22 protein-coding genes are annotated in these 24,507 nt (G+C 40.2%); 3 read left to right on the plus strand and 19 right to left on the minus strand.

Translation table 11 applies throughout. The features are described from left to right. Positions 1-191: 191 nt before the first annotated feature. The 13 genes from A3K91_RS09085 to A3K91_RS09140 form a co-directional block, all read right to left on the minus strand. Complete coding sequence (locus tag A3K91_RS09085) at positions 192-1,481, minus strand: ATP-grasp domain-containing protein (RefSeq protein WP_036599449.1); 1,290 nt, start codon at positions 1,479-1,481, stop codon at positions 192-194. Between the two features lie 97 nt (positions 1,482-1,578). Next, on the minus strand, positions 1,579-2,448 hold the full coding sequence (tatC, locus tag A3K91_RS09090) for a twin-arginine translocase subunit TatC (RefSeq protein ID WP_062844967.1): 870 nt from the start codon (positions 2,446-2,448) through the stop codon (positions 1,579-1,581). Next, positions 2,445-2,831, minus strand: coding sequence for a Sec-independent protein translocase protein TatB (gene tatB, locus A3K91_RS09095; protein ID WP_036599454.1), 387 nt, complete (start codon positions 2,829-2,831; stop codon positions 2,445-2,447). The genes tatC and tatB overlap by 4 nt, the downstream gene beginning before the upstream one ends. Positions 2,832-2,886: 55 nt before the next feature. Continuing rightward, entirely contained in the window at positions 2,887-3,171 is a 285-nt protein-coding gene (tatA, locus tag A3K91_RS09100; RefSeq protein WP_011959992.1) for a Sec-independent protein translocase subunit TatA, read from the minus strand. Positions 3,172-3,251: 80 nt separating this feature from the next. Then, on the minus strand, positions 3,252-5,870 hold the full coding sequence (locus tag A3K91_RS09105; RefSeq protein ID WP_062844968.1) for a copper-transporting P-type ATPase: 2,619 nt from the start codon (positions 5,868-5,870) through the stop codon (positions 3,252-3,254). A gap of 115 nt (positions 5,871-5,985) precedes the next feature. Beyond that, a complete protein-coding gene (locus A3K91_RS14080; RefSeq protein ID WP_157769651.1) occupies positions 5,986-6,162 on the minus strand; it encodes a hypothetical protein in 177 nt (58 codons plus the stop codon). Positions 6,163-6,291: 129 nt separating this feature from the next. Further along, positions 6,292-6,768: a DUF305 domain-containing protein gene (locus tag A3K91_RS09110; protein WP_037059145.1), complete on the minus strand. Its 477-nt coding sequence runs from the start codon at positions 6,766-6,768 to the stop codon at positions 6,292-6,294. Between the two features lie 95 nt (positions 6,769-6,863). Continuing rightward, positions 6,864-8,006 (minus strand): copper resistance protein B, encoded by a 1,143-nt coding sequence (locus A3K91_RS09115; RefSeq protein ID WP_062844969.1) that lies wholly within the window; start codon positions 8,004-8,006, stop codon positions 6,864-6,866. Between the two features lie 25 nt (positions 8,007-8,031). Then, positions 8,032-9,738 (minus strand): copper resistance system multicopper oxidase, encoded by a 1,707-nt coding sequence (locus A3K91_RS09120; protein WP_062844970.1) that lies wholly within the window; start codon positions 9,736-9,738, stop codon positions 8,032-8,034. 94 nt (positions 9,739-9,832) lie between these two features. Then, positions 9,833-10,471: a DUF411 domain-containing protein gene (locus A3K91_RS09125; protein ID WP_062844971.1), complete on the minus strand. Its 639-nt coding sequence runs from the start codon at positions 10,469-10,471 to the stop codon at positions 9,833-9,835. A 165-nt stretch (positions 10,472-10,636) separates the two neighbouring features. Then, a complete protein-coding gene (locus tag A3K91_RS09130) occupies positions 10,637-11,260 on the minus strand; it encodes a c-type cytochrome (RefSeq protein WP_045448094.1) in 624 nt (207 codons plus the stop codon). Between the two features lie 61 nt (positions 11,261-11,321). Further along, the gene (locus A3K91_RS09135) at positions 11,322-11,594 is read right to left on the minus strand and encodes a hypothetical protein (protein ID WP_011959985.1); all 273 of its coding nucleotides are present in this window, start codon (positions 11,592-11,594) and stop codon (positions 11,322-11,324) included. A gap of 159 nt (positions 11,595-11,753) precedes the next feature. Continuing rightward, positions 11,754-12,038: a hypothetical protein gene (locus tag A3K91_RS09140; RefSeq protein WP_062844972.1), complete on the minus strand. Its 285-nt coding sequence runs from the start codon at positions 12,036-12,038 to the stop codon at positions 11,754-11,756. Between the two features lie 325 nt (positions 12,039-12,363). Between A3K91_RS09140 and A3K91_RS09145 the strand changes: the two genes are divergently transcribed. Next, entirely contained in the window at positions 12,364-13,110 is a 747-nt protein-coding gene (locus A3K91_RS09145) for a heavy metal response regulator transcription factor (protein WP_045448100.1), read from the plus strand. After that, positions 13,100-14,578 carry an ATP-binding protein gene (locus A3K91_RS09150; RefSeq protein WP_062844973.1) on the plus strand — a complete coding sequence of 493 codons (1,479 nt, stop codon included), beginning with the start codon at positions 13,100-13,102 and terminating at the stop codon, positions 14,576-14,578. The genes A3K91_RS09145 and A3K91_RS09150 overlap by 11 nt, the downstream gene beginning before the upstream one ends. 210 nt (positions 14,579-14,788) lie before the next feature. Here A3K91_RS09150 and A3K91_RS09155 read toward each other — a convergent pair. The 5 genes from A3K91_RS09155 to A3K91_RS09180 all read right to left on the minus strand — a co-directional run bounded on the left by A3K91_RS09155 (position 14,789) and on the right by A3K91_RS09180 (position 23,184). Then, positions 14,789-15,954, minus strand: a protein-coding gene (locus tag A3K91_RS09155; RefSeq protein ID WP_099046703.1) for an IS3 family transposase whose coding sequence is annotated in 2 segments (ribosomal slippage) — positions 14,789-15,696 and positions 15,696-15,954 — 1,167 coding nt in all. Because the reading frame shifts where the segments join, the coding sequence is not laid out codon by codon here. 52 nt (positions 15,955-16,006) lie between these two features. Continuing rightward, the gene (locus A3K91_RS09165) at positions 16,007-17,911 is read right to left on the minus strand and encodes a hypothetical protein (protein ID WP_062844975.1); all 1,905 of its coding nucleotides are present in this window, start codon (positions 17,909-17,911) and stop codon (positions 16,007-16,009) included. After that, entirely contained in the window at positions 17,908-19,635 is a 1,728-nt protein-coding gene (locus tag A3K91_RS09170) for a hypothetical protein (RefSeq protein ID WP_062844976.1), read from the minus strand. The genes A3K91_RS09165 and A3K91_RS09170 overlap by 4 nt, the downstream gene beginning before the upstream one ends. Next, positions 19,628-20,893 (minus strand): site-specific integrase, encoded by a 1,266-nt coding sequence (locus A3K91_RS09175; RefSeq protein ID WP_062844977.1) that lies wholly within the window; start codon positions 20,891-20,893, stop codon positions 19,628-19,630. The genes A3K91_RS09170 and A3K91_RS09175 overlap by 8 nt, the downstream gene beginning before the upstream one ends. A gap of 626 nt (positions 20,894-21,519) precedes the next feature. Next, positions 21,520-23,184, minus strand: coding sequence for a ComEC/Rec2 family competence protein (locus A3K91_RS09180; protein WP_062844978.1), 1,665 nt, complete (start codon positions 23,182-23,184; stop codon positions 21,520-21,522). 285 nt (positions 23,185-23,469) lie between these two features. Between A3K91_RS09180 and A3K91_RS09185 the strand changes: the two genes are divergently transcribed. Further along, positions 23,470-24,045, plus strand: coding sequence for a DUF2062 domain-containing protein (locus A3K91_RS09185; RefSeq protein ID WP_228139850.1), 576 nt, complete (start codon positions 23,470-23,472; stop codon positions 24,043-24,045). Positions 24,046-24,177: 132 nt separating this feature from the next. Here the strand turns inward: A3K91_RS09185 and A3K91_RS09190 are convergent, their stop codons facing one another. Continuing rightward, complete coding sequence (locus A3K91_RS09190; protein WP_062844980.1) at positions 24,178-24,486, minus strand: hypothetical protein; 309 nt, start codon at positions 24,484-24,486, stop codon at positions 24,178-24,180. Positions 24,487-24,507: the final 21 nt, after the last annotated feature.

Here is a 24,507-nt window from a genome sequence, read left to right on the forward strand (position 1 = left end):
TTTTTATTATTGGAAACTATTGAAATTTACTGCTATCTCTAGCTCCAATTGTTTTCGAAGTGTTTTGAAAAGCGTGCCGAAAGTAATAGACAATCATAAATATACAACCATCTTTTGTTAGGTAAGAAGAATATTGAATTAGTTAACCGGACTTATAACAGCCTAATGCTATCTAAATAAGACCTAGACGATCACACCTGAAAGACAGGCGCGAATCCACCGCCTGGCGTACGGAAGTTAGTCACCTGACCTTGATACACACGCGCAGCAGGTAGTAACAGTTTTCCGCCATACGTATAAAGACGTATATCTACCTTTCTTGTTGTTACGATGTCATCAATTTTGAGTGATCTCTCTCCTGCAGGGACAAAGGTCTGTGCGATATAATCTTCATCCAGAATGTTTTCGAAGACGCGTCGAGTCAGTTTGCTACCGCGATAAACGCCTTTGCTTCCATGACCAGCAACTGGCTTAAAAAACAGTTGCCGCCGAGTAAGCCACAACTCTGCTGCATCGTCTCTTGATACAATCTTAGTCCTCGGTACAGACCTTTCGAGGCACTCCACTGCAGCCTCATCCAGACCCCAAGAGCGCAATATTTGGGAGTCTGATAGCAATGTCAGGTTTTGCTTATTGGCCAACATAGCATGTACGCGGGGATTGGGTGTCACTACCACAGCACCCTCTAAATAAGCCTGCTTAAGCAATACATGGTCAGGGTCCTCAAATGCAAAGTCGACAAGCCGATTGTAAATCATATCGATTTTCTGGCCATGGGCTGTTAACGTACCGTCGATATACTCGAGTTCAGAGGGATCAAGTATCACAGTATCAATACCTCTAGCTTGGAGCAGTTGACAGGCTAACTCAAACTCTAAGAACATGAACTGACTCTCGGGGTCATTGTCCACAATGGCTATCCGATTGGGCATAGCAACAGCGGACTGTCGCTGCCATTCCTGTTTGAACATGTCAAACACTGCTTCCTCGAACCTATCTAGCATTTGATTGGTTGCAGCGCTTTGCTCTGAGGGGTTGCAACAGCGTTTTTGTGCGCGAGCGAGCAACACATTCAGAAATGCGCCACCGGCATTAGTATTGACCTCGATGAGCTGAGGTCCATCGCTACCCAAGTGAAAGTCATAACCCATGAGGGCCCCTATTGGGCCTGGGTCGAAAGCAGCTATTTCTGGTGCCCACGACAGCACTTGCTCTTGATACAATGGCAGTTCGGCAGCTGACTCGATAGCCCTGACGATTCGCTCCATCGCCTCTATCTCTGTTTTGGGAACGAACACGGGTGTTGCTGAAAAAAGCTTATTAAGCTCGTTCGCTCCTATTGGATTGTTTCTAGTTTCTACCAATTGATCTTGAAGGCTTGTATTAAGCGCTTTACGATCAAGGGTAATGCAGTAGCACTCTTGGTTAAGTCGATTTGCAAGACCGTCATTTTTTTCGTTGTTATTAGTTGGGTGTTCCATTTAGAGTCCGTCGCTAAGTAGAGTACTCACGCTGACATACTCTAGTAAAAAGTAAAAAGTAAAAAGTAAAAAAGGTTCTTGGCGTATTTAAGTAGTGCTAGCTACTTTCTAATGTTTCATTCCCTGAGACTAAATCATTATTTCGTTCATTTTTAATTAATATCTTTGCTAAGAGTAAACCCAGCTCAAATAATAGCCACATAGGAATCGCCAACAACAGCATTGATACACCATCAGGCGGTGTCACTACCGCGGCGATCCCAAAACAGCCGACTATGATATAACGACGCTTATCTTCTAAAATTTGAGTAGAAACGATTCCGGCCATTATCAGCAATAAGGTAACCACTGGAATCTCAAAAGTCAGTCCAAACACCATAAATAGCTTGAGGGCAAAGCTCAGATAACTGTCAATATCGGTCATTGGTATAACGTTATGCGGAGCGAACATAATAAAAAATTTCAATACCCCTTTGAGTACGACAAAGTAGGAAAAAGCAACACCAGCATAAAATAGAAATATCGAAGATAGCAGTACAGGAATGGCAATTTTCTTCTCTTTTTTATATAAGCCGGAAGCTACAAATGACCAAATTTGATACAGGATATAAGGCATTGCTAAAAATGCGGCGACGAATATCGTTAAGCGAATGGGTGCCATAAAGTTTGACGTTATATCAGTGGCAATCATGGTCGAATTGATGGGTAACTGCGCCACTAATGGGTCTGATAAAAGATTATAAAGCTCGCGTGAAAATCCCACCAATACTAAGAATATAATTAAGACGACCACGCATATTCTTATTAAGTGCGTACGCAGCTCGATTAAATGTCCGGTAATAGGCATATCGCCAAGCGTACCTAACGTATCTCCAGACTCACTATTCTGTGTTGTATCTGTTGGCGCCTCAAACTCTATATCTGTTATTTTTTCTTGTCGACTTTTTTGCCGTTTAAATAGGCTCACTGATCCGCCTCCTGTTTAATGAACGAGGAGGTAGTATTCTGTTGATGGTCTTTATCATAAGGGGTGATTGACTGATGTGAAGCGTCTAGGCTTTGGTTCTGTGACTGCTCAAACTTTTGCATACTGCCACGCATTTCTGCTAATTCGCGCTTCATATCCGACTCGGTCTGACGGATTTTCGCAAGTTCATTTTGCATTTGTTGACGTGTTTCAGCTAGATCAAGCTCAGCTTCTATTTCAGATTGTAGAGTGGATACTGTACGGCGCAGTTTGGCATACCATTGCCCAGCGGTACGTGCGGCTTGCGGCAGTTTTTCTGGCCCCAATACGATTAAAGCAATGACGCCAAACAAGAGTAATTCGGAAAACCCAATATCAAACATAACAGTCACATATATTAATAGACTACTTAGTGCCGCTATTTATAAGCGGCGCGCTTCATACTTTAGGCTGGTCATCAGTGGAAATAGGGCTGATTTCCATATCATCAGCCTGATTACCTACACGCGTATTTAAATCATTACTTGCAGCTGGCGTACTATTTTCATGGCTAAGCACATGATTTTTGCGAGCATTCTCGGGTTCTTCATCTTTGACCGCTTCTTTAAAACCCTTCACCGCACCGCCTAAATCTTTACCTGCATTTTTAAGCTTGGCAGTACCAAATACGACCACCACTACGACCAATAAAATCAGCCAATGTGTAATAGAAAAGCTGCCCATAACGGTATCCTTATATTTTGTGATCTTGTTTAGACCAGTATGTGTCAGTGTGCTTTAGAACACTTTTTACCGTACCAGAATTATAGTTTCAAACGGCGCAATCGCAGCGCGTTAGCAATCACCGAGAATGACGACAAGCTCATCGCTGCCGCTGCTATCATCGGACTGAGCAGAAGCCCAAATATGGGATAGAGCACACCTGCGGCAATAGGAACACCAAGTGCATTGTAGATAAAGGCAAAAAACAGATTCTGTCTGATATTGCGCATGGTGGCGTGGCTAAGCTTATAAGCTTTGGCAATGCCCATTAAATCACCTTTTAGCAGGGTAATGCCCGCACTCTCCATCGCCACATCGGTACCAGTTCCCATAGCGATACCAACATTAGCTTGCGCTAGCGCTGGTGCGTCGTTGATACCATCACCCGCCATAGCGACCAATTTACCGCTGTCTTGCATTTCTTTGACGATACGGTTTTTATCCTCTGGTGAGACATCCGCATGAACTTCATCAATACCTAGTTTATTGGCGACTGCCTGCGCGGTTTTTTCGTTGTCACCGGTTAGCATCACAACTTTTAAACCTGCGTCATGAAGCAGTGAAATAGCCTCTTTAGTGCTTGGTTTAATAGGGTCAGCAACTGAAATAATACCAGCAGCTTTACCGTCTATAGCCACAAACATTACCGTTTCTCCGTCTTTTCTACGGACATCAGCTTTAGTGGACAGCTCATTATCAAAACTATTTAGGCTTTCCATAAGCTTAGAGTTACCAATAGCGACTTTCTTACCATCGACCACGGCTTGTACGCCTTCGCCAGTAGTCGAATTAAAGTCAGTAGCTTTAGGAATAATGAGTGATCTTTCTTGAGCTGCTCTAACGATAGCTTCTGCTAAAGGATGCTCGCTAGCGCTTTCTACTGAGGCTACCAATGCGAGGAACTCGTCTTCATCTTGACCTACCTGCGCATCAATTGCGGTAAGCTCGGGCTTACCAGCGGTCAGTGTTCCGGTCTTGTCGACGACAATGGTATCGACTTTTTCCATACTCTCTAACGCTTCAGCATTTTTGATGAGGACGCCGTTTTGCGCGCCTTTGCCGGTACCAACCATAATGGACATCGGCGTCGCTAGACCAAGGGCACAAGGACAAGCAATAATCAGTACCGCAATCGCGTTAACCAAAGCATAGGTCATAGCGGGCTCAGGGCCGAATATTGCCCAGACAATAAAGGTAATGACGGAGCAAATAAGCACGATCGGTACGAACCACCCAGCTACCTTATCTACCAATTTCTGTATAGGTGCGCGGCTACGCTGGGCTTCAGCAACCATTTGTACAATTTTAGATAATACTGAATCTGCTCCAACATTGACCGCTTCGACTAATAGCGTTCCGGTGCCATTTACCGTACCACCAGTCACTGTATCTCCTGCTACTTTTGATACAGGGATTGGCTCACCCGTCACCATTGATTCATCAACATTACTATTACCATCGATCACTGTACCATCTACGGGTAGTTTCTCACCTGGTTTAACCCGTAGCTTATCGCCAGTGACGACCTCATCAAGCGAGACTTCGACTTCTTTACCGTTTTCATCGACACGTCTTGCGGTTGGTGGTGCGAGCTCAAGCAAAGCTCTAATCGCACCTGAAGTTTGACTTCTAGCTTTGAGCTCTAATACTTGACCCAGTAGCACCAAGGTCACAATGACCGCTGCCGCTTCATAGTAGACTCCGACTTGACCAGAGGCATCTCTGAAACTGTCTGGGAAAATATCGGGAAAAAAGGTCGCGACAATACTAAAAATATAAGCAGCGCCTACGCCTATCGCAATCAAGGTAAACATATTTAGATTGCGGCTTTTTATAGACTGCCAGCCACGGACGAAAAACGGGGCGGCGCCCCAAAGCACTACAGGGGTCGCGAGCACTAACTCAGCCCATTGTAAGATCTTTGAAGAGATACCATACTGACTAAAATTAACTACGTTTAAGTCAAACATACCGCTCATCACATATATTAATAGCGGTACAGTCAACACGGTACATATCCAAAAACGACGAGTCATATCGTCAAGCTCTGAGGTGTCCTCTTCACCGATAGTAAGCGTTTCGGGCTCAAGCGCCATACCACATATCGGACAACCGCTATTTCTAACGTCTCTCACTTCAGGATGCATAGGACAGGTATATACCGTGCCATCGTAATCAGCAGGTACTTTATCGTATTTACCGCCTTTAACAGATTTTACTCCGCTACTATCAGTATCCTTTCCATGACAACTGGCGTGACTATCATCTTTAGCAACTTCGTCTTCAGGTTTAAGAAACATGCCACATATTGGGCAGTCACTTTTTTCAACATCTCTTACTTCTGGATGCATAGGACAAATATAAATCGTGCCGTTATAATTTTCTGGTATCTTGTCGTACTTATTGCCTTCGACAGACTTTAACTCAGTACTATTATTAGCATCCGCTTTATGACAATGCGCATGACTGCCCTCATTATTGTTGGATTCAGCAACCTCGTCTTCAGGTTTGAGAAACATGCCGCATATCGGACAATCGCTCTTCTCAGTATCTCTAACCTCAGGATGCATCGGGCAGATATAAACCGTACCACTATAGTTTTCTGGCACTTTATCGTACTGACCACCTTTGATAGATTTTTCATCGGCAATATGTTTCATAAAATCACTCCTTGAAGACAATAAATAAAGCTTTTAAAGCACAATCATCAACCTTTAATTGCTATTCATCTAATTACTAATCTAGATATCTCGAAAATTAAGTTTCAATTGGAACTTAATCTTTATTACGCAAATATTTGAGTAAGGCCATAATAGTCAATATCAGTACCGCAAAAACCAGTACTGTAAACAATAAGGAGACAATAGATTCTCCCCAACCCATACCGTGCATCGATCCATTCATCATGCCGTGCATAGTCCCGTTCATCATACCGTGCATCATAATAACCATTACAAGGACTCCTTATTTGTTATTTCCTTAGTATAAGTAATGATATAGTGCTAGTGTGTGAACGTACACCTCTCAATAGTCTGCTTACTTAATAACACCTAATACAAAGTGCTCAAAATTTGTGACTGCCTATTCCAACTCATCAATAAGCGCTTGCATCTCACCGATTTCACGCTTTTGTGCTTCGATAATGTCATCAGCAAGCTGGCGTACACGTGGATCTTCGATATCAGCACGCGAACTGGTCAAAATAGCAATCGAGTGATGCGGTATCATCGCCTGCATCCAATCCACTTGATCGACCGTTTGTTGTGATCTAACGCCCCATAAACCAAAGGCAAATAGCACGACACTAATCCCATAAACCATTAGATTGACCTTAGTCTTTTTATACATATTGGTCATAAAGGCGAGCATAATAATAGCCATCATAGCGCCCATATATAACGCCATATAAGCTCTGGTTTCGCTAAAATAAACGTGATCCCATTGATAAGTATTAAAATACATCATGATAAACATCACGACTGTCGATGTTAAAATCATGATTGTGAACTTTACATAAGGGTTCATTTGCTTCTGTTTATTATCCATATGGTTATTCATATTCTTGTCCTTAATTTAGTAAAAAGGCACCTAAATAAAGAGGTGCCTTTTTTTAGAGCTAGTGTTATAAACTGTTGTTACTTACATGGTTAACACTAGAACCAAAATTTCACACCAGCTGTAACGCTACTAGAATCAACAGCTTCGTCTTCTTGACGTCGCAAATCTCTTGCGTTGCCTAAAGCGGTCTCATAGCTGATACCCACATAAGGCGCGAGCTGACGACTTAACATCTCGTAAGTAAGCCTAACGTCAGCCCCAAACTCATTAAAGCCTTTAGTAATATGGTTATCTGTATCATCTTTGCTAAACGCCGTCAGCTCTACTTCTGGAATCACTACCCAATGTTGATCTAAGCGCCACTCATACTCCGCACCTAGATCTAGACGAACTTGCCCATCAGTATATAAATAAGCTCTAGCATCGGTTTCGATGAAGTAAGGTGCAGTGCCTGCAATACCAGCCATCACGGCAGATTTATCATTTTCGGTATCATAAGCAACACCGGCTTCCCCATTCCAAAAAATACTAAGTGGCTTCCAGTAAGATAGTGAGGTTAAGCTATCAATTTCTTTATCATCTTTAGTTTGGATACTACCTTCGCTACGTAGCGTTACGCGGTTGCTGTCTGTACCGTACCACGTATCAAACTCATAATTGATTTGATCATCGTCAAATTGATAGCCCAAATCGTCTACTGATACGCCCCATAACGGTAAGCTACCCATCATCACAGGCTTACCAAAGCGACCATAGGGAACACCGTTCGAGTAGTCAGGGCTTCGAGCATCGGCTGGTGCTTCGCCACCTTGCATTCCTGACATGTCCATACTGCCATGATCCATGCCCGACATATCCATGCCACTATGATCCATACCTGACATATCGCCCGACATATCCATGCCACTATGATCCATACCTGACATATCGCCCGACATATCCATGCCACTATGATCCATATCTGACATGTCACCTGACATATCCATACCACTGTGATCCATATCCGACATATCGCCTGACATATCCATGCCACTATGGTCCATATCTGACATATTGCCCGACATATCCATGCTGCTGTGATCCATATCTGACATATCCATACCAGACATGTCCATACCAGACATGTCCATACTGCCATGATCCATGTTCGACATCTCAGCAGCGTTTGCTAAAGGTGACATTAGTAGCATCAAAGATGACATGCCAATAAACGGTAGACCTACTTTATATATTTTCATAATAAGGCTCATATTCGAAGGTTTATTAAACAACGGCAACTTCTCTAAACATCCCTGCTTCCATGTGATAGAGCAAGTGGCAATGCCATGCCCATCTGCCAGCTTCTCCGGTGACATCAAAGCTTATCTTTTGTGCAGGCTGTACCATTATCGTATGCTTACGTACTTGAAACTCACCTGAAGGCATCCGCAGATCGCTCCACATACCATGCAAATGCATGGGATGATTCATCATGGTGTCATTGACTAAGGTAATACGTACGCGCTCGTTGGGCTTAATATTGACCGGTGCGGCATCTTTGAACATAACCCCGTCTAGAGCCCAAATATAGCGCTCCATGTTTCCCGTCAGATGTATTTCAATCTCTCTGGTGGGTTTGCGCTGCTCTGCCATTATCTCATCGCCGACAGAGCGCAACTGACTATAATTCAAAACCTTTCTATCAATGTTACGTAGATTAATACCAGGGTCATCAAGGTTCATACGCGGACTATCAACGCGCATATCGGACTTAAAGTCATATTCTGTTTTGGCATGTTTAGCGTTATAGCCATTCGATCCCATGGCGCCCATCATGTCGGCCATCGTCAGCCATTCGATTTTGTCCATAGCAGGTATCGCAGGACGAGCACCTTTTTTGGTAGCAAGCGTTGTCGCAACATAGCCTGACCGATCTATGTTTTGAGCAAATATGGTATGCGCGTCTTTAGTGGGCGTCACGATGACATCATAAGTCTCGGCCACCCCAATACGGAAATCATCGATATCGACGGGACTGACATCAATCCCATCCGTCGCGACGACTTTCATTTTTAGGCCGGGGATGCGTACATCAAATATCGTCTGCGCTGAACCATTAATAAAACGTAGTTTGACAGGCTGTCCAGCCTTGACAAGTTGCGTCCAGTTAGCCGCTGTGGTTTTACCATTCATCAGATAGGTAAAGGTTTTTTCACCAGACAGATCAGTAAAGTCTGTCGGCATCATGCGCATCTGATTCCACATTTTGCGCTTATCAAACGCGGTTTTCATATCCGTTTCGGCAATATCAGCAAGCAGTTTTTTGAAGTCTGGTAGATGGTAGTTGTCAAAGTCGGCGCGCTGTTTGAGCAGCTTCAAGAGATTATGCGGGTTGCGGCTGGTCCAATCACTAAGCACGATCACATGGTCTTCGTCGATAGGATGACGTTCGCGCCCTTTCGGCTCAATGACGATGGCCCCGCGCATACCGGTTTGTTCTTGGAATCCAGTGTGCGAGTGATACCAATAAGTGCCAGATTGTTTCAGCGTAAATTTATACGTAAAGGTGCTATTTGCTGGTATACCATCAAAACTAATGCCGGGCACGCCATCCATCTCAAACGGTACTAGTAGACCATGCCAATGAATAGAGGTCGACTCATTCATTTGGTTATGGACGCGTATCACTACCGTATCGCCCTCGCGCATTTTTAGCGTTGGCGCTGGTAATGAGTCATTAATGAGCGTCGCCGTGCTTGACTTGCCATCAACAATGATGGGTTTTTTGCTGACATAAAGATCAAACTCTTTGCCTGTCAGTATGGGTACTTTATGATCGGGTTTATCACTGTTAATAGTAGCGCCCTGACTGCCTGAGCGACTCGATTGTCCCAATGCGCTACTAGCAATAGTCGGCATCAAGGAGGCACCAAGGACAGCAGAGGATCCGGTTAAAAAACGTCGGCGGTTCAGTATGTTCTTTTTATTCATAATGATAACCTGATTTAATTTGAGAGATGGTGGTTAAGCTTATAGTTATAACATTTTCGATATTTAACAGAATCTATTCACATCTAAGCCAACACTACAGCTGCTGCTGAGGAGACTCAATAGCAGCATAGACTTCTGTGGTGCCGTCTTTATTAAGCTGCATTACCTTATAAGGCATGAATTTACCTTCATACTCCATACCGGGGCTACCAACCGGCATACTCGGTACGGCAAGTCCAATAGCTTGTGCAGGAGGATTTGCTAAGAATTCAGCCATGTGTTTAGCAGGGACATGCCCTTCAAAGACAAAACCGTCGGTGGTAACGGTGGTATGACAAGAGCGCATTTGCTGTGGTACGCCATAACGCTCCTTAAATAAGGATAGATCTTCCACATCGTGCGTGGTTGCACTTAATCCATTGTTTTTTGCATAGCCTACCCATTCTTTACAGCAGCCGCAGTTGGCATCTTTATAAACCGTGGCTGAGACGTTTTTGAGTAATGATGACGAGCTGTTAACGGGAGCATTTGTAGGAGCAGAACTTTCATTTTGTACTTGTGCATTCTGGGTAGCAGACTGTTCAACCTTTACTGGTTGAGAATCAGAGCCACTGGTATTAGATTGGCTGCAAGCGGCTAGCGTTAACGAGAGTGACGATGTCACCATCAATAAAAGGACACGACCGGATAACCAGCTATGTCCATTAGAAAGCACATGTGTGTAATGTCTCATTAAATTACTCCTAAACGTCTATTGTTATGCTCGATATTCTAAAAACTTACACCCTATATTTGAATTCTTATGTACTTAACTAAAAACATTAAATGCAGCACTGTTCAGTACTGCATTATTAATAGCGACAACCGTGAGTTAGGAGGCTTTCATATCTAGAAAGTATTAATGCTGCATTCCAGATCCATCATCCGACATATTCATACCCATATCACCACCATCTGACATATTCATATCACCGTCAAATGACATGTCCATCATATCGCCATCTATCCTAGTGGTTAGCATCGTGTATTGGCTTTCATCTAATTCAGGTAACGATCTAATGAAGGCTACCATTGCCCACATTCTACCGTCATCATGGGACGCGCCCCACGCAGGCATTCCAGATGCCATAATACCGTGCTTAATTGCCCAAAAGCTTTGCTTTGCACCGTCTTCTGTTTGATAACGTTTGACAATATCAGCCTTGGTAAAGTTGGGCGGCTTTGGATATAAGCTCTCACTAAAGTCAGTTTGTGCCACTCCCGGAGACAAGTGACAGCCTGCACACATATCCTTATAGTCCGCGCCACCAGAACTGATTAGCTCAACCTTCTCTAAATCTGGTACCACAATATCTTTACTGGCATTTTCTATGGAACGATTGCGAGCAGTTTCTAAAAAGCTAAACATCATTGGGCTATGCTCTTGGTCAGCTCCCACATTGACAACGCCACTAGTAACAACCGCAAACACGCTAACGATTGCCACAAATACGGTAAAGAGCGCACCCAATAAAAATTTCATATGTTTTCCTAAGAATTTATTTCCGTTAAGTGTTGACTGCTATTTAACAGAGCTAAAATTTTTAAGATTTACTGTCGTTAGTAACGCAGTGTTTTTGGTACATTTGCTTCATTTTACCCATGTTAGCCATCATCGCTTTCATGGCAGGATCGCTCATGTCCATCTTGCTATGATCCATTTTTCCCATCATATCCATATGCTTTTGCATTTTTTCACAGTTCATTTGATCTTTTTCAGCATGCATTTTAGGGTCATGCGCCATAGCTGAGGTCGATACGACAAGAGCGATGGCCGTCATTGCGATTGATTTAGACAGTAATTTAAATTGTGACATGATTAATTCCTATTGTTTGGATTAAAGGCTATTGAGTTCAATAGCTGTTAAACCAGCCTAAATGATACATTAATCATTCTGACTGGTAGATGACGTTAAGATTACAATGTTGTCAGACTTCTAATTTTGTATTTTAATATCGCAGATAATCTTTTAGTATTACTTCTCACTACCATATTTTTTCACAAAATACTTTTCAGACTGCAAGTGTTGATCTTGATGCTGCACCTGACACGCGACTCTCGCATCAACATAGCCTTTCATTTGCACGCTAGAAATCTGTGCATCGTTATGATCTGCGTTCTTTGCAAAACTAGTGAGCGCATCACAATTACCGAGAACAGAAGCATCTAAGTTTGTGGTATGCGCATTGGCCGCTGACATGCCCACTAACATCGATACTGAAAGCAAAGCTGCTTTTTTTAATGAACTATAATTTTTCATATAAGACCCTTTAAAGATAAATAACAAACTGTTTAAGTAGGATAATTGCTTTACTCGTAGAGGCAGTCTGTATCAGAGACAAGCCAATATGCGGCGTTGATTTAGAATACTAAATGGTGGCTGACAGCTAGATGACACGGATATTACATGTTCGTTAGGAACAGCATAATATTGTCATCTTCTTGTCATTAAAACCAAATACCAGCATCTGTCTCTATCCAAAGAACACTGTTATAACAAGGGTTCCTGATAAATATATGGCTGATAAGCTAACAATGTTAGTGATACGCTGTTGACAACTATAATGATATAAAGGTAAGCAACGATGAAAGTACTGTTAGTAGAAGATGAGAAAAACCTTGGAGAATATATTAAGAAAGGCTTAACTGAGGCCGGTTTCATCGTGGATCATCACATGACAGGTTTAGATGGCTATCATGCGTTAATGACTGAAGATTTTAGTGTGGTTTTGATGGATGTCATGCTACCTGACGTCAGTGGCTTTGAGTTGGTACAGCGCTACCGAGCTGCTGGAAAGCATACGCCAGTTTTATTTTTAACGGCTAAAGATGATTTAAGCGATCGGATCAAAGGTATTGAAATTGGTGGCGATGATTATCTGACCAAGCCTTTTGCTTTTGCTGAACTGATTGTTAGAATAAAAAGCCTATTGCGCCGTGCCAATCAATCTGATTATAAAAGCTCGGTCATACACATAGCTGATCTGAAAATGGATATTGCCAAACGCACCGTTCATAGAGGCAACACTAATATAAAATTGACTGCTAAAGAGTTTGCTTTATTACAACTTTTCTTAGAACGTCAAGGTGAGGTACTGCCGCGCACTGTGATCGCCTCGCAAGTATGGGATATAAACTTTGAGAGTGATACGAATGTCATTGACGTGGCTATAAGGCGCTTGCGGATAAAAATTGATGATGGATTTGATATAAAGCTGATTCATACGGTACGCGGAATGGGCTACAAGTTAGAGCCACTGGCTGTCGACGTGGATAGTGGCATGGGCGACGATAGTATTAATAAAGACAGTCTGACATCAAATGAGACATAAATCTAAGAATCGGCGTTGGTCACTGTTATGGCGAACTATTTTTTTACTGACATTGTTCGTTATTATCTCTCAGGTTATTATCTACGCATGGGTTCAGCGCTCTGTGAGTGGACACTTTGAGCAAATGGACTCAGAAATCCTTACTCATGCAGCTTTTAACCTGCGCAAACGTATGGTTAGTTTGGAAGATCACATAGAACTATTCACAGTATCAAAGTCGCAAGCGCTAATTGATGCCAATCATCTACATTCTTCTTGGCTGGATTATGATTTAAAAACCTTAGTATCAGATAAAAATGGCAAATTATTATCCAGCGATCCCAGTAATTTCATCAATGATCTACCGGCAGATTTTAGCTTGTTACAACTATTGCAGGACTATCGCGATCAGCAGTTTATGATCAAGATAAATAATAGGCATTACCGAGCCATTATCATTACACATCAAGAGGTTTTGGCATTTATTGCTCTACCTATCGATGTGCATAATCAATATCTTATCCAGTTTAATCGCCAGCTGAGCTTGATACTTATCGCCATTACCTTATTATTGGTTTCAGTAGCAGCACTAAGTGTACACTGGGGTTTTGCTCCCCTAGCTACTATCGTACAAAAGATGAAAGGCATTAATCTTCAAAGGTTAGATGAAAGAATTGTGGTTGGCGATATGCCGTTAGAATTACGTCCACTAACGGAGTCTTATAATTCTATGATGGTCAAGCTTGAAAGTAACTTTGAATCATTATCACGGTTTTCAGACAATATCGCCCATGAGCTACGTACGCCAATAGCGACGCTGAGTACGCAAACGCAAGTCATGTTAACTAAGCCAAGAGAAAGCGACGAATACATTGAGCAATTGCATCATCAGCATGATACGTTAAAGCAGTTATCCGCCATGATTAACGATATGTTATTACTGGCAAAAACTCAAAAAGAGCTGAGTGATTCGCAAATCAGTCATGTCGATATAGAGAGCTTGATCACAAAGCTTATAGATTATTATGAGATGATTGCTGAGGATCGTGAGATAATCTTTGAAAAATCGGGTGATTTTAAAACAGTACTAGGTGATAAAGGCTTATTGCAACGGCTGTTTGCCAACCTGATGTCAAATGCGATTTATTATGCGGCTAGTAATAGCACTATTATGATATCCGCTACTGTCCTCACTTCAAGCACCTCGCTTAATGCGCCAAAAGACGATATTCAATCCCCAGAGCAGCTCTGGTTAAGAATAACTATGACCAACCGTCTAGACAAACCATTAAATCAGATTGAAGCCGATAAACTGTTTGAGCGATTCTATCGTCATGATAAAACGAATACGATGCATTCAGGAACAGGCTTAGGCTTAGGCTTATCTATTGTGCAAGCTATCGCCAATGCTCATAATGGCAAAGTTAGTATTACTATCAAAGATGAGTGTCTTTTTGAGGTTGCTGTAAAGTTGTTGATTGCCAGGTAGTAAATACCTTCATACTGTCTATGAACCGCTCAGATTAGATCGAAGGCGAGTTTACTTGGAAGGTCTCTCTATCCATAAGATGAGATTCTGACTTGCGATAGTTGTACTTTTCAATTGTTGGACAAAAAATTTCTTATATAAGCCTATTTCATACATTCTATTACTGACCCCTGCCGTCAAATCCGTACAACTAAACTTGGGAGATTTTAATTACGCAGCCTGACGATAATAGTCAAACCACACCTGTCTTGGCGTTTTATAGCCCAAGCCCTTTTGAATTCTAGTTTGGTTGTACTCAAGCTCAATATATTTAGTAATATCGTTGATGGCTTCGAATCTTGTTTTATAGTCTTGGTGATACACCAGCTCATTCTTTAATATGCCCCAGAAGCTCTCTATGGGCGCGTTATCAAAGCAGTTGCCTTTACCACTCATCGAGCCTGTAAATTGGTGGCACTTAATGATCTTATGATACTCATTGCTACAATACTGACTGCCTCTGTCAGAATGTAAAATCAACCCTTGGCTAGGTCGCTTGTTTTTGATTGCCATATTAAGTGCACGGCATACCAAATCAGCGGTCATGCGCTTATTGATGACATAGCCGACGAGCTCTTTAGTATATAGGTCTTTAACACCTGCTAAGTATAGCCAACCTTCATTTGTCCAAATATAAGTGATGTCACTGACCCAAGCCTCATTAGGACGATTGGCATTAAATTTCTGTTCTAGACGGTTTGGATAGACCAGCTTGTTGTGATTAGAGTTGGTGGTGACTTTAAAGCGCTTGTGACGACGGCATTTAATGCCGCATTCTTCCTTTATACGTCTAACCATATATTTACTTATGGCATATCCTTGCCCTGTAAGGTAAGCATACAGTCGCTCATAGCCATAGCGCTGCTTAGTCTCATCATGAGCCACTCTGACTAGCAACTCACACTGATTGCGATGGATCTGCTGATTACTGATGCCACGATTTATCCAGTTGTAATAGCTTGATGGCTTAATATCTAATACGTGACACATGCAGGTGATGCTAAATATTTTCTGGTTATCCTTGATAAAGACGTACTTCATCAACTGTGCTTCGCGAAGTACGCCGTCGCCTTTTTTAGAATGTCTCGCTCCTCCTGAGCAACCTTGAGATCACGTTTAAGACGTTTATTCTCTTCTATAATGGCCATGAGTTCAGGATCATATTGCTTAGTGCCGACAAGCTTGCCTTCATTCGCTTTATTCTGCCAGTTAGATAAGGTCTGCATGGCTATACCTAGCTGCTTTGCAGTCGCTGAAACATTGCCATTATTATCTGCTATCTTTTTGACGGCTTCAGCTTTAAAAGCTGCACTGTAGGTTCTGACTTTCTTAGTCATGATAAACTCCTGTGAATACACTTAGTTTACCAAGTTTGGTTCTATAGTTTTTTCAGCATAGCTCAAATTTTCTTGTGTCTAAAAGTATAGATTCACAGGGAAGTTTATTATCATGTCCCATACATGAACTAATATTATTAATACCTCCATAAGGGCATGAAGGACCAGACTTAACACAACCTCCAAGGAGGGTTTGCCGGTACTTTATATCCCCATTCTTGGCAGCGTTGAGCAACTGCTTGTGGTCTTTTTCCGTTATTTTGTGCAATATTTGGTTTTTACGTTTTTCACCATGAGGTGAAATATGATCATCCGATTGTAATTCTTCGAACTCTCTTACTATTAATTTATACATCTCACTAAGGTATGTATTACGAGCATGTTCGTTAAGCGGTTCTTTTAATCGATAATAATTTTTTCCATAGTACTGGCTCATTGCTCTACTAGCATGCTTTAATTGATATTGTAGCGAAGTATCCGTTACAAGACCACTTGCAAGCATATTAACAGCTCCAGTTCTTCTCAGCTGATGCCAAGCTAAAGGCCACACCTTCCCAATGGCAAACTTTTCGGTATTGAGACCAGGTGTTAAACGATTAGCTATTTCTAAATCGTTCTTAGTTATTTGTAACTCAGAAGTCTCAAAAAGCTTAGGCCACATTGCTATGGCTTCACTGTATGAGAACATTTTTTTATACCTACCATTAGGTTGAGATCTAGGCGAGTTATCACTCCAAGGTTCATGTAAAAAAGACTGTAAAACGGGGTTATTAATATCTTCTTTACTCAAGCTTAGATGAGGGTTTTCCTTGGCTGATTTCAACCTCAGCTGTGCGACTAACTCCATCACTTCAATAGCAACTTTAACAGTTGGTGGCACTATCCATCTAGCATTGTCATCCTTTATAGTTTTTGTCGTTACACCTCTGAGAATATGTACTTCATTACCAAAATCATCTTTTTCCGTTTCATAACAATTAGCCCGTAGTCTGCTACCTTCCTGAATTCGCATTAATGAGAAATTTAAAACATATGCTAAGCCAACGACATTCATTAAGCTAAAATACCTTGAAAAACTTCTCATGTTAACTTTTTCATTTACCCATTTTTCTATTAAGTCATGAATACCGTAACGTTTAGCTATCACGGAGAAACTTTCATAATAAATTCTACCTGATCTATTTTTAACTGAAACCATGGCTTTATGAAAAGGACGGTGATTTCTACGTATAGGAAACGCATCTGATAAATTTCCACCAGCATTATGTGCATATAGTTCTAGGCAGAAATTATAGCAACTTGTGATTTCTTGTTTATGTTTTAAGAAATCTTGCAAACATTCTTGTAACCTTAGAATTTGATAACTCCATATTCTTGGAGGAATATAAGCTGTCTGCGTTTTTTCTGAACTGTTTATACTTGCATCCAATAAACTAATCCCTTTTTCATCAATTAAAACAAATCCTAAATGCTCTCTCGCTAAAAGCAATTTTACTAAGCATGGTATTAACGTCTCTTTTCTCGCTGCATATTTCGTTATTACGTCATCCATAACTATTGGAAAATTATAGAGCTCTGTAGCTAAAATCCCATGTTCTGTACAAATGTAAAAAATAGCTCTTATCAACTGAAATCTTCTCATCAAAGACTTTGCTGAACTCACAGCATCGGGTCCCCATAGCCACCATGCAGTAATTTGACGCAAAATAGCCGCATTTTCTGGACTGACAGCTTTACCTCTTCCAGGTCCATCACCAAAATATATACTTGCAGTATGCCCATTCCAAACTGTGAGATTCCATCTGACATCGCCGTATAGTGATAATGGGTTACCCTCTAAGTCTAGAGTTACAGGAAAATCTTTCTTTGGTGGCCAACAATTCGGCTTAAAGTTTGGAGCATTTTGCTGTCCAAGAGTAGATTTGACTTGCAAACCTGGTAGTTGCTCTAAATTCATATCAGTACTTCTAATAATTGTATGTGACCATCCCAAAGAGTGTGATATCTTCCAGCACGTATAGAACTTTCAGCTTCCTTCACCCATTTTTGTTGAATCTCATTTTCTTCAGATATAAATTTTAGTTTTTCCATAATTCGATCAAGTACTCGATAACTCGGGTGAACCTCTTCTTTTTCAGAAGCATGATAATAGCTAATTTCTAATTTTTTAAAAAAAGCATGAGAAGTAAGTTTTAAGCAATAGTCAAAACTCATAACATCTCTATGTTTATCGCAAAATAGGCAACCATCAGAGCTAATACAGTCTGGTTTAGGAGAGTTCACTAAAAAATCATTGATAGGTTTTGGTTGATGACCTTTCGTACATAATCCAGGGCCAGGTGACGAGAGAAGCACTTCAGTTTGAGTATGATATTTGATAATTTCTTGAGTTATTGACTCATAATGTGGCTTTTCATAATGTTTTGATAATACATATTTACTATGCGACATCTCTGCCGCAACAAGCTCTACATTCTGAGAGCGTCTTAACAGCCAATTGATACGATTAGTACGTAACAATTGAGGACCGAAAAAAGGTTTGTTTATTTTTTTAAATAACGCTTTTGTTGTAGTAAAAGTTGTACCTGACCCTCTAGGTGGAACAATAGATTTACTAAAAAAAGGGAACAATTGATCACTAAAATCGCTTAATCCAGCTTCATCAAGCCATTTTAAATAACGATTAAAATGCTTGCGATAACTTTTGAAGCATCGAAAAACAATATCTCCTTGACGACGATTTTTATATACTCGAAAAACATCAAGATTTTCACCATTCGTTTGCCATCTATAACTACTTTTTTCCATCTGTATAGCTTGAGATAGGTTTACTCCAGTCTGTGCAATAAATATTAGTAACTCACATTCAACCCGTAACTTTATAATAGAATATCGTTTATACTTATCTAGTAAATGTTCTTCGTCGGGCATAGCTTGGCGATTCTTTAACGCTGACCTTAAAAGACCCTTATTATTTATGGTTGATAAATCTAAATCAGGTTGATGTAGATGACCTACTATTTTTATTTTTATTTCATCATCAACAGCTATTCTTATCGGTAATTCTCCTCTAATAGTTTTGACATCCAAAGTATTACATATTGATGTTAAAATATTTCCAAATTCAAATAATTGACTTGTATTTAACTTATCGGTAGGTTTGCCTAAAGACTCTATTCTAGAATCTGGTCTTTTCATACGTGTCAAACACATAATACTTTTTCCTGGCTTTGGACCACATACTTTAGTTGCCTTAGCAATTAAATTAGCAATCTTGGTAGCAAGCTTATATGCACTAAGTGGTTTAATTTCTTTTTTTACATATGCTCTTTCCAGCAAGTACTCAGTCCATAGATAGAAAGCACTAAGAATATTTTCATGTGTCATTGGCTGTGAATTTTTGTCTGCCCACACATATATTTTTCTTAAATCCTCAAGACAGGATATGATAGTTTTTTGAGACTTACCTTGTACAATAAACGTTGTCAAAGCCTCATGAAAATCATAAATCAATGGTAACCTCTCCATATCTATCAATCCAAAATCGCCTTTATCAATACCCTCACTGATATACTTTCGTGGACTTTTAGCTGCACCCACGTATAAAAAAATTCCTAAATCCCATGGAGTTCCATGCGTGCCTATTAGTAATTTTGGAAATGTGAGATCATGCTTAGTCATCTTTATCAATCCCCCCTAAACCCATGAACAAATTAGTAAAAGCGTCTGCTGTGTCTGACATTGCTTCTTTCGACTCTATAAATTTAATATATTGCATAGTGGTACTTTCATTTTTATGAAGGCAAGCTTCTCTTACAAATTGAATAGATTCGTCAACTGTCATAAAATTTAATGCTACTTTCATTAACTCAGTAGCAAATGTGGCGCGAGTTCTATGAAAATGAAATCCTCTGAATACTGTTAGACCTTCTTTTTTACCTTTAGAACGTAGACGCGACATTTCTACATTAACAGCTCGACTGTCATCGCCATTGTAAGAGTTACCATATCTAGTTAAGAAAAGTAGGTTTTGATTTTCTAAGCTTGCTAGAGCTTGCCTTTTGAGGCGTCTGGTACTTGTAGAGTAATTTTTCAAACTGCTGAGCAAATCTTGAGGTATTAAGACTTTTCCTGTAACACTAAATTTCGTGGCTACAGGTGGCCTAGCTCCTGGACCAACAGATAACTGTTTCCACCCAGTGTTAACCATATGAGTAGCATTCTCCAATGTACCTACTTTTAAATCTGTGATTGAGCCCAAACGTAGACCTGTAAAGAAACCTATCTTCAACATTAACTCCAATTCTTGTGAAGCGGAGGTATTAGCAAGATTAATTATTTTCTTGATAGCGGCTAATGAAACAGGTAAAAGGCCATCTTCAAGCTGTAAAGAGCTTATAATTTTTCGGTTAGGTATAGCTAAATCTGTACTTACTATTCTCAAAGTATGCTCTAAACCAAAAGACGTTTTAATTTTCACTTTAAAAAATCGTTCTTTCCACATAGGTCTTTCAGAGTCTATAAGGTTCATTTTGTCCATCCACTTATAGAATCTGATAACTGTTGCCATTCTCTGAGATGTAGTGCTAGGAGCTATGTAACCATTATTTCTTGCATTTATCAGTGCTCCTCTAAAAAGGGTAAGGCATCTCTCACTTTCTCTTTCTGGAAAGTGTCGCCATGAAATTGATTCACTCTCTAGCCATTTTGCGTATGCGTAAATATGTGACATGCTTGAGCGAACAGTTTTTATATTTCTGGCTGATGTCGTAGATTGTTCTAGTGCCCATATGTTTGCTTCAGACCATGGCAAATTATTTTCCCATATGATCTGAGGTAGCTTTGGAATAGGATTTTTTCTAGATTTACTCCAACCTATCGAATCTACACCTAACTCTATCTTTTGATGTTGATAACGAATAAACTCAAGAGTTGCCATATATGATATCCATACTATTATAGCTAGCCTTTACATAAACTGAGATGATTTAAAAAGTCAAAAAAAATAGCGAAAAAACATCCTATTATGTTTACACATAAATAGAATGCTATTTCGCTAAAATTATTCCCAATATACCGTACAATACTATATTGGGCTATAACTATTATAAATCATATAGTGCTATTAATCAAAATTAATTTTCAATAAAATTAGACACTTATCTGTCAAAACTCTTTAATTAATAAATATCTTTTCTTATATTAATTATTAATAACACTAATTTTATTAAATATAATATATATTATATTTAATAAATCAAAACCACTATTTACTGCCTTCGAGTATTAATATTAAAAAACAATTAATATTAAATTTTTAAGTAAAATATAAATATAATTAATAGAATATTTTCAAGTAGGTATTTTTTCTATTTGGTCTACGCTGTCTACTCATTACCATTCCATTCTTGGTAGTCATCAACTTAAAAATTAAAAAATATTTTATTGCGATCAACTCACATGTAATATCTTTTGATATAAGCTGTTCGTCCACTTAATAGTTTTATAGCTCATTATATAAATTTTTATACTATCTAATAAATCGGTTCATTTAAATGTCATCATTTAAGTATGTATTGTATGGGATATAAAATGAGTATGTAACGTGTACCACAGCGACGCTTTACCAAATAAGAGCAAAGTAATGGGTAATAAAGTAATAAATAACCAAAACTGTAGTTTAAATAGACGTTTACTTGTCTCCCAAATACGCTTAGAAAAAGCATTCACTAAACCGACGTTATGGACTGTATCAGATTGTGCATCTCTGTTTGAGGTATCATCGTATTTGAGTAGTAGTGCCACAGCAATAAAAGATAACCAATAGCCTGCTTGCCATAATACATAAGGGTCATGCCATGCAATCAGCACGGCCAACGCAAATAAGACACGTATCGTACTGATAGGTAGCAATGTCAAACGTATCAACCCCAATGCCAATATCATCCAAGCAGTACGCGCAGCTGGCACGTCAAAACCTGTAAATAACGCATACACAAAAGCTGCACCCACCATCACTCCCCAGCGCAATTGCCAGCGCGGGACAGAGCGATACACCGTCGGGTATAGTCGATCAAAGATAAAGACCACTCCTGCTGACAACATAATAGCCAAAAACAAAATATGTGTGCCTGATATGGCCAGCAAATGCGAGATACCAGCCAGTTGATACAGATCTTTGGTATCTCGACTGATTAAACTACGATCACCAGTTAACAAACTCAAAGTAACCGCTCTCGCTTGCTGATCAATCGCCGTCAGTTCTAACCAATCCTCATAAAAATGCTGGCGTAATGGCCACCGTCCTTGGTCAATTCGAGTGCGAAAGTTGTGGATATAGGAATGATCAGAAAATACTGATGTTGAGTTAGCGTCAGGCACAGTCACAGTGCTAGTCGCTAATACGTTCGCTACTCCATCAACATGTCGCGCTTTTAGCCAGCGATAACTATCGAAGCCAGAGGGATTATTGATGGTTTGCTCGGAAGTCGCAAGGGGTGCTAGTGCCAGACTCATAAATAGCTGATCACCTGGCTTTAAATGGTTCAACCTTCTTAGTTGACTGTCATTAGAGGGTTTGCCAAGTGAGGACTTGGATGAGTTCTTTGGATACGCGTTGAGCAATATTCGATGTGTAGCGCCTTCACTACCAAATTTGTGAGCAAAATTTTTAAGTGAATTATCATTGCTTAGGCTATTATTCTTATTATTAATTACATACTTGTCTGTTATTTTATTTAAATCTTGAATGCTTAAATCAGAAACCAATGGTGAGATTTGACTAACGATGGCAACCTGTCGATAACCACTCTCCATAGAGGCATCATAAACACTATCACTTATCCCCTCAATCGTTACCAATGCTTGCACACGTATAGGTTCAACAATTTCTGTGGTTCTTGCCTGTTGATAACTACTTATCGCTTGTAAGGCACTGCCAACTATCAGCCCGGTTGCCAGAACAGCGACTAAGATGTAAATAATAATACGGAAAAAGCGATGAGGTAGAATATTGGAAGACGTCTGAGAAGATTCTAGATTACTTGCTGACGGTGTCGTAAATTGAAGAACAACCACCAAAATGATGGATAACGTCGTTAATAATAAAAATAAGCTAGAAGGATTAGTAAGACCTGACAAAAATAAATCGAGCGACATTGGTATACTGTCTGCGACTGCCAACACACCTATCATCGCTACAAGAATCAGACCAACAATTAACCAATACACCCGTGCTCCTTGCTTGATAATAAGGGTAAACGATGCAATCACATATAGAAATGTGTTATCAAAAAAATGTGTCAATACGATCTAGACTCAAACAGCCACAACTGCTACCTCATGTAATAGCATTTCTATTTATATTGCCCTATACTGATTATACATATTGCGATAACACCCATCTGACACTATCATCCAATATGTTCTTGTTCCCACTTCTTACTAATGACATTACTTTATATCAGTCCATCAATAAGATTGATCGGACTGTCTTTAACGATTAAAGGCGATCCCGTGCCCCAAAAACGTCTAAAAGACTTGCTGCCTACACCGGAGAAAATCCTAGAAAGTCGCACTCTAAAATTATTCGCACCCCATTTGGCAGACCCAAGATTGTGGCAATTTAATCGCCATAGTTTGAATAAGGCCGTCTATATTGGTGTACTCAGTGCCTTTTTTCCATTGCCAGGACAGATGCTATTGGCACTGATTGGCTCATTGATTTTCCGTGCCAATGTACCTATGGCGCTAGGCTTGACTTGGATTACCAATCCGCTCACAACCCTACCCGTTTTTTATGCAAGTTACTATGTGGGGGCCAAGATTCTTGATGTGCCGATGATTAGTCTACGACTGATCGGGCGGATGATTGCTGACTTTAGCTTATGGATACTATCGAATGGTGACAATCCTTTTGTGACCTATCGTGGCACCGTCTCACTTGCGGCTTTTTGTATCGGGGTCATCGTTTTAGCGATTATCACAAGCCTTATTTGCGGATTGGCATTTAAAGCAATTTGGCGTTATAAAACCGTCATTAGCTGGCAAAAACGGCAGCAGGAACCAACGGATAAGTCACCCAAAGATTGATAGCATCTCATTAATATCAAATTAGTAGAAGCCCACACAACTAATGATAATTAAAGCCTATCTGTTGTGAGCGATACTGATATGTGATCAAGTATCACTCACTCTAAACAGTAGAGCCGCTTTTTGTTTCAATCACTCTTCGTCTTTGCTGTTTTCCATTGCCACTTGAATCTCATCGGCAAGATTTGCATTCATAACAAAAACGTCAATCACCTCGTCATTCTTGAGGAGTGTGTAGCGTTTACCCGTTGCACTGTCTTGCGCTTTTAAATCAAAATCAGCACCAGCCAAAGTAATGGCATCAAACACAGGCGTTAAAATCTCTACCTGTGCGTGTCTATCAAACGTATCAAATAGCGTTGCATCCATATAAGGCTTTAATGGCTCGTTTCCTTCTTCAGCGCTGCCGAAAGCTTCAATTGGATCGTCGTTTGCGTTCATTGTATTCATCCTTATCTCATT

The sequence above is a fragment of the Psychrobacter alimentarius genome, from assembly GCF_001606025.1.
Taxonomy (GTDB): Bacteria; Pseudomonadota; Gammaproteobacteria; order Pseudomonadales; family Moraxellaceae; genus Psychrobacter; species Psychrobacter alimentarius.

Bases quoted from the DNA above. Each gene is read 5' to 3' on its own strand.
- A3K91_RS09085 (WP_036599449.1), bottom strand. From the start codon at position 1,481: ATGGAACACCCAACTAATAACAACGAAAAAAATGACGGTCTTGCAAAT.
- tatB (WP_036599454.1), bottom strand. From the start codon at position 2,831: ATGTTTGATATTGGGTTTTCCGAATTACTCTTGTTTGGCGTCATTGCT.
- tatA (WP_011959992.1), bottom strand. From the start codon at position 3,171: ATGGGCAGCTTTTCTATTACACATTGGCTGATTTTATTGGTCGTAGTG.
- A3K91_RS09105 (WP_062844968.1), bottom strand. From the start codon at position 5,870: ATGAAACATATTGCCGATGAAAAATCTATCAAAGGTGGTCAGTACGAT.
- A3K91_RS14080 (WP_157769651.1), bottom strand. From the start codon at position 6,162: ATGGTTATTATGATGCACGGTATGATGAACGGGACTATGCACGGCATG.
- A3K91_RS09110 (WP_037059145.1), bottom strand. From the start codon at position 6,768: ATGAATAACCATATGGATAATAAACAGAAGCAAATGAACCCTTATGTA.
- A3K91_RS09115 (WP_062844969.1), bottom strand. From the start codon at position 8,006: ATGAAAATATATAAAGTAGGTCTACCGTTTATTGGCATGTCATCTTTG.
- A3K91_RS09120 (WP_062844970.1), bottom strand. From the start codon at position 9,738: ATGAATAAAAAGAACATACTGAACCGCCGACGTTTTTTAACCGGATCC.
- A3K91_RS09125 (WP_062844971.1), bottom strand. From the start codon at position 10,471: ATGAGACATTACACACATGTGCTTTCTAATGGACATAGCTGGTTATCC.
- A3K91_RS09130 (WP_045448094.1), bottom strand. From the start codon at position 11,260: ATGAAATTTTTATTGGGTGCGCTCTTTACCGTATTTGTGGCAATCGTT.
- A3K91_RS09135 (WP_011959985.1), bottom strand. From the start codon at position 11,594: ATGTCACAATTTAAATTACTGTCTAAATCAATCGCAATGACGGCCATC.
- A3K91_RS09140 (WP_062844972.1), bottom strand. From the start codon at position 12,038: ATGAAAAATTATAGTTCATTAAAAAAAGCAGCTTTGCTTTCAGTATCG.
- A3K91_RS09145 (WP_045448100.1), top strand. From the start codon at position 12,364: ATGAAAGTACTGTTAGTAGAAGATGAGAAAAACCTTGGAGAATATATT.
- A3K91_RS09150 (WP_062844973.1), top strand. From the start codon at position 13,100: ATGAGACATAAATCTAAGAATCGGCGTTGGTCACTGTTATGGCGAACT.
- A3K91_RS09165 (WP_062844975.1), bottom strand. From the start codon at position 17,911: ATGAATTTAGAGCAACTACCAGGTTTGCAAGTCAAATCTACTCTTGGA.
- A3K91_RS09170 (WP_062844976.1), bottom strand. From the start codon at position 19,635: ATGACTAAGCATGATCTCACATTTCCAAAATTACTAATAGGCACGCAT.
- A3K91_RS09175 (WP_062844977.1), bottom strand. From the start codon at position 20,893: ATGGCAACTCTTGAGTTTATTCGTTATCAACATCAAAAGATAGAGTTA.
- A3K91_RS09190 (WP_062844980.1), bottom strand. From the start codon at position 24,486: ATGAACGCAAACGACGATCCAATTGAAGCTTTCGGCAGCGCTGAAGAA.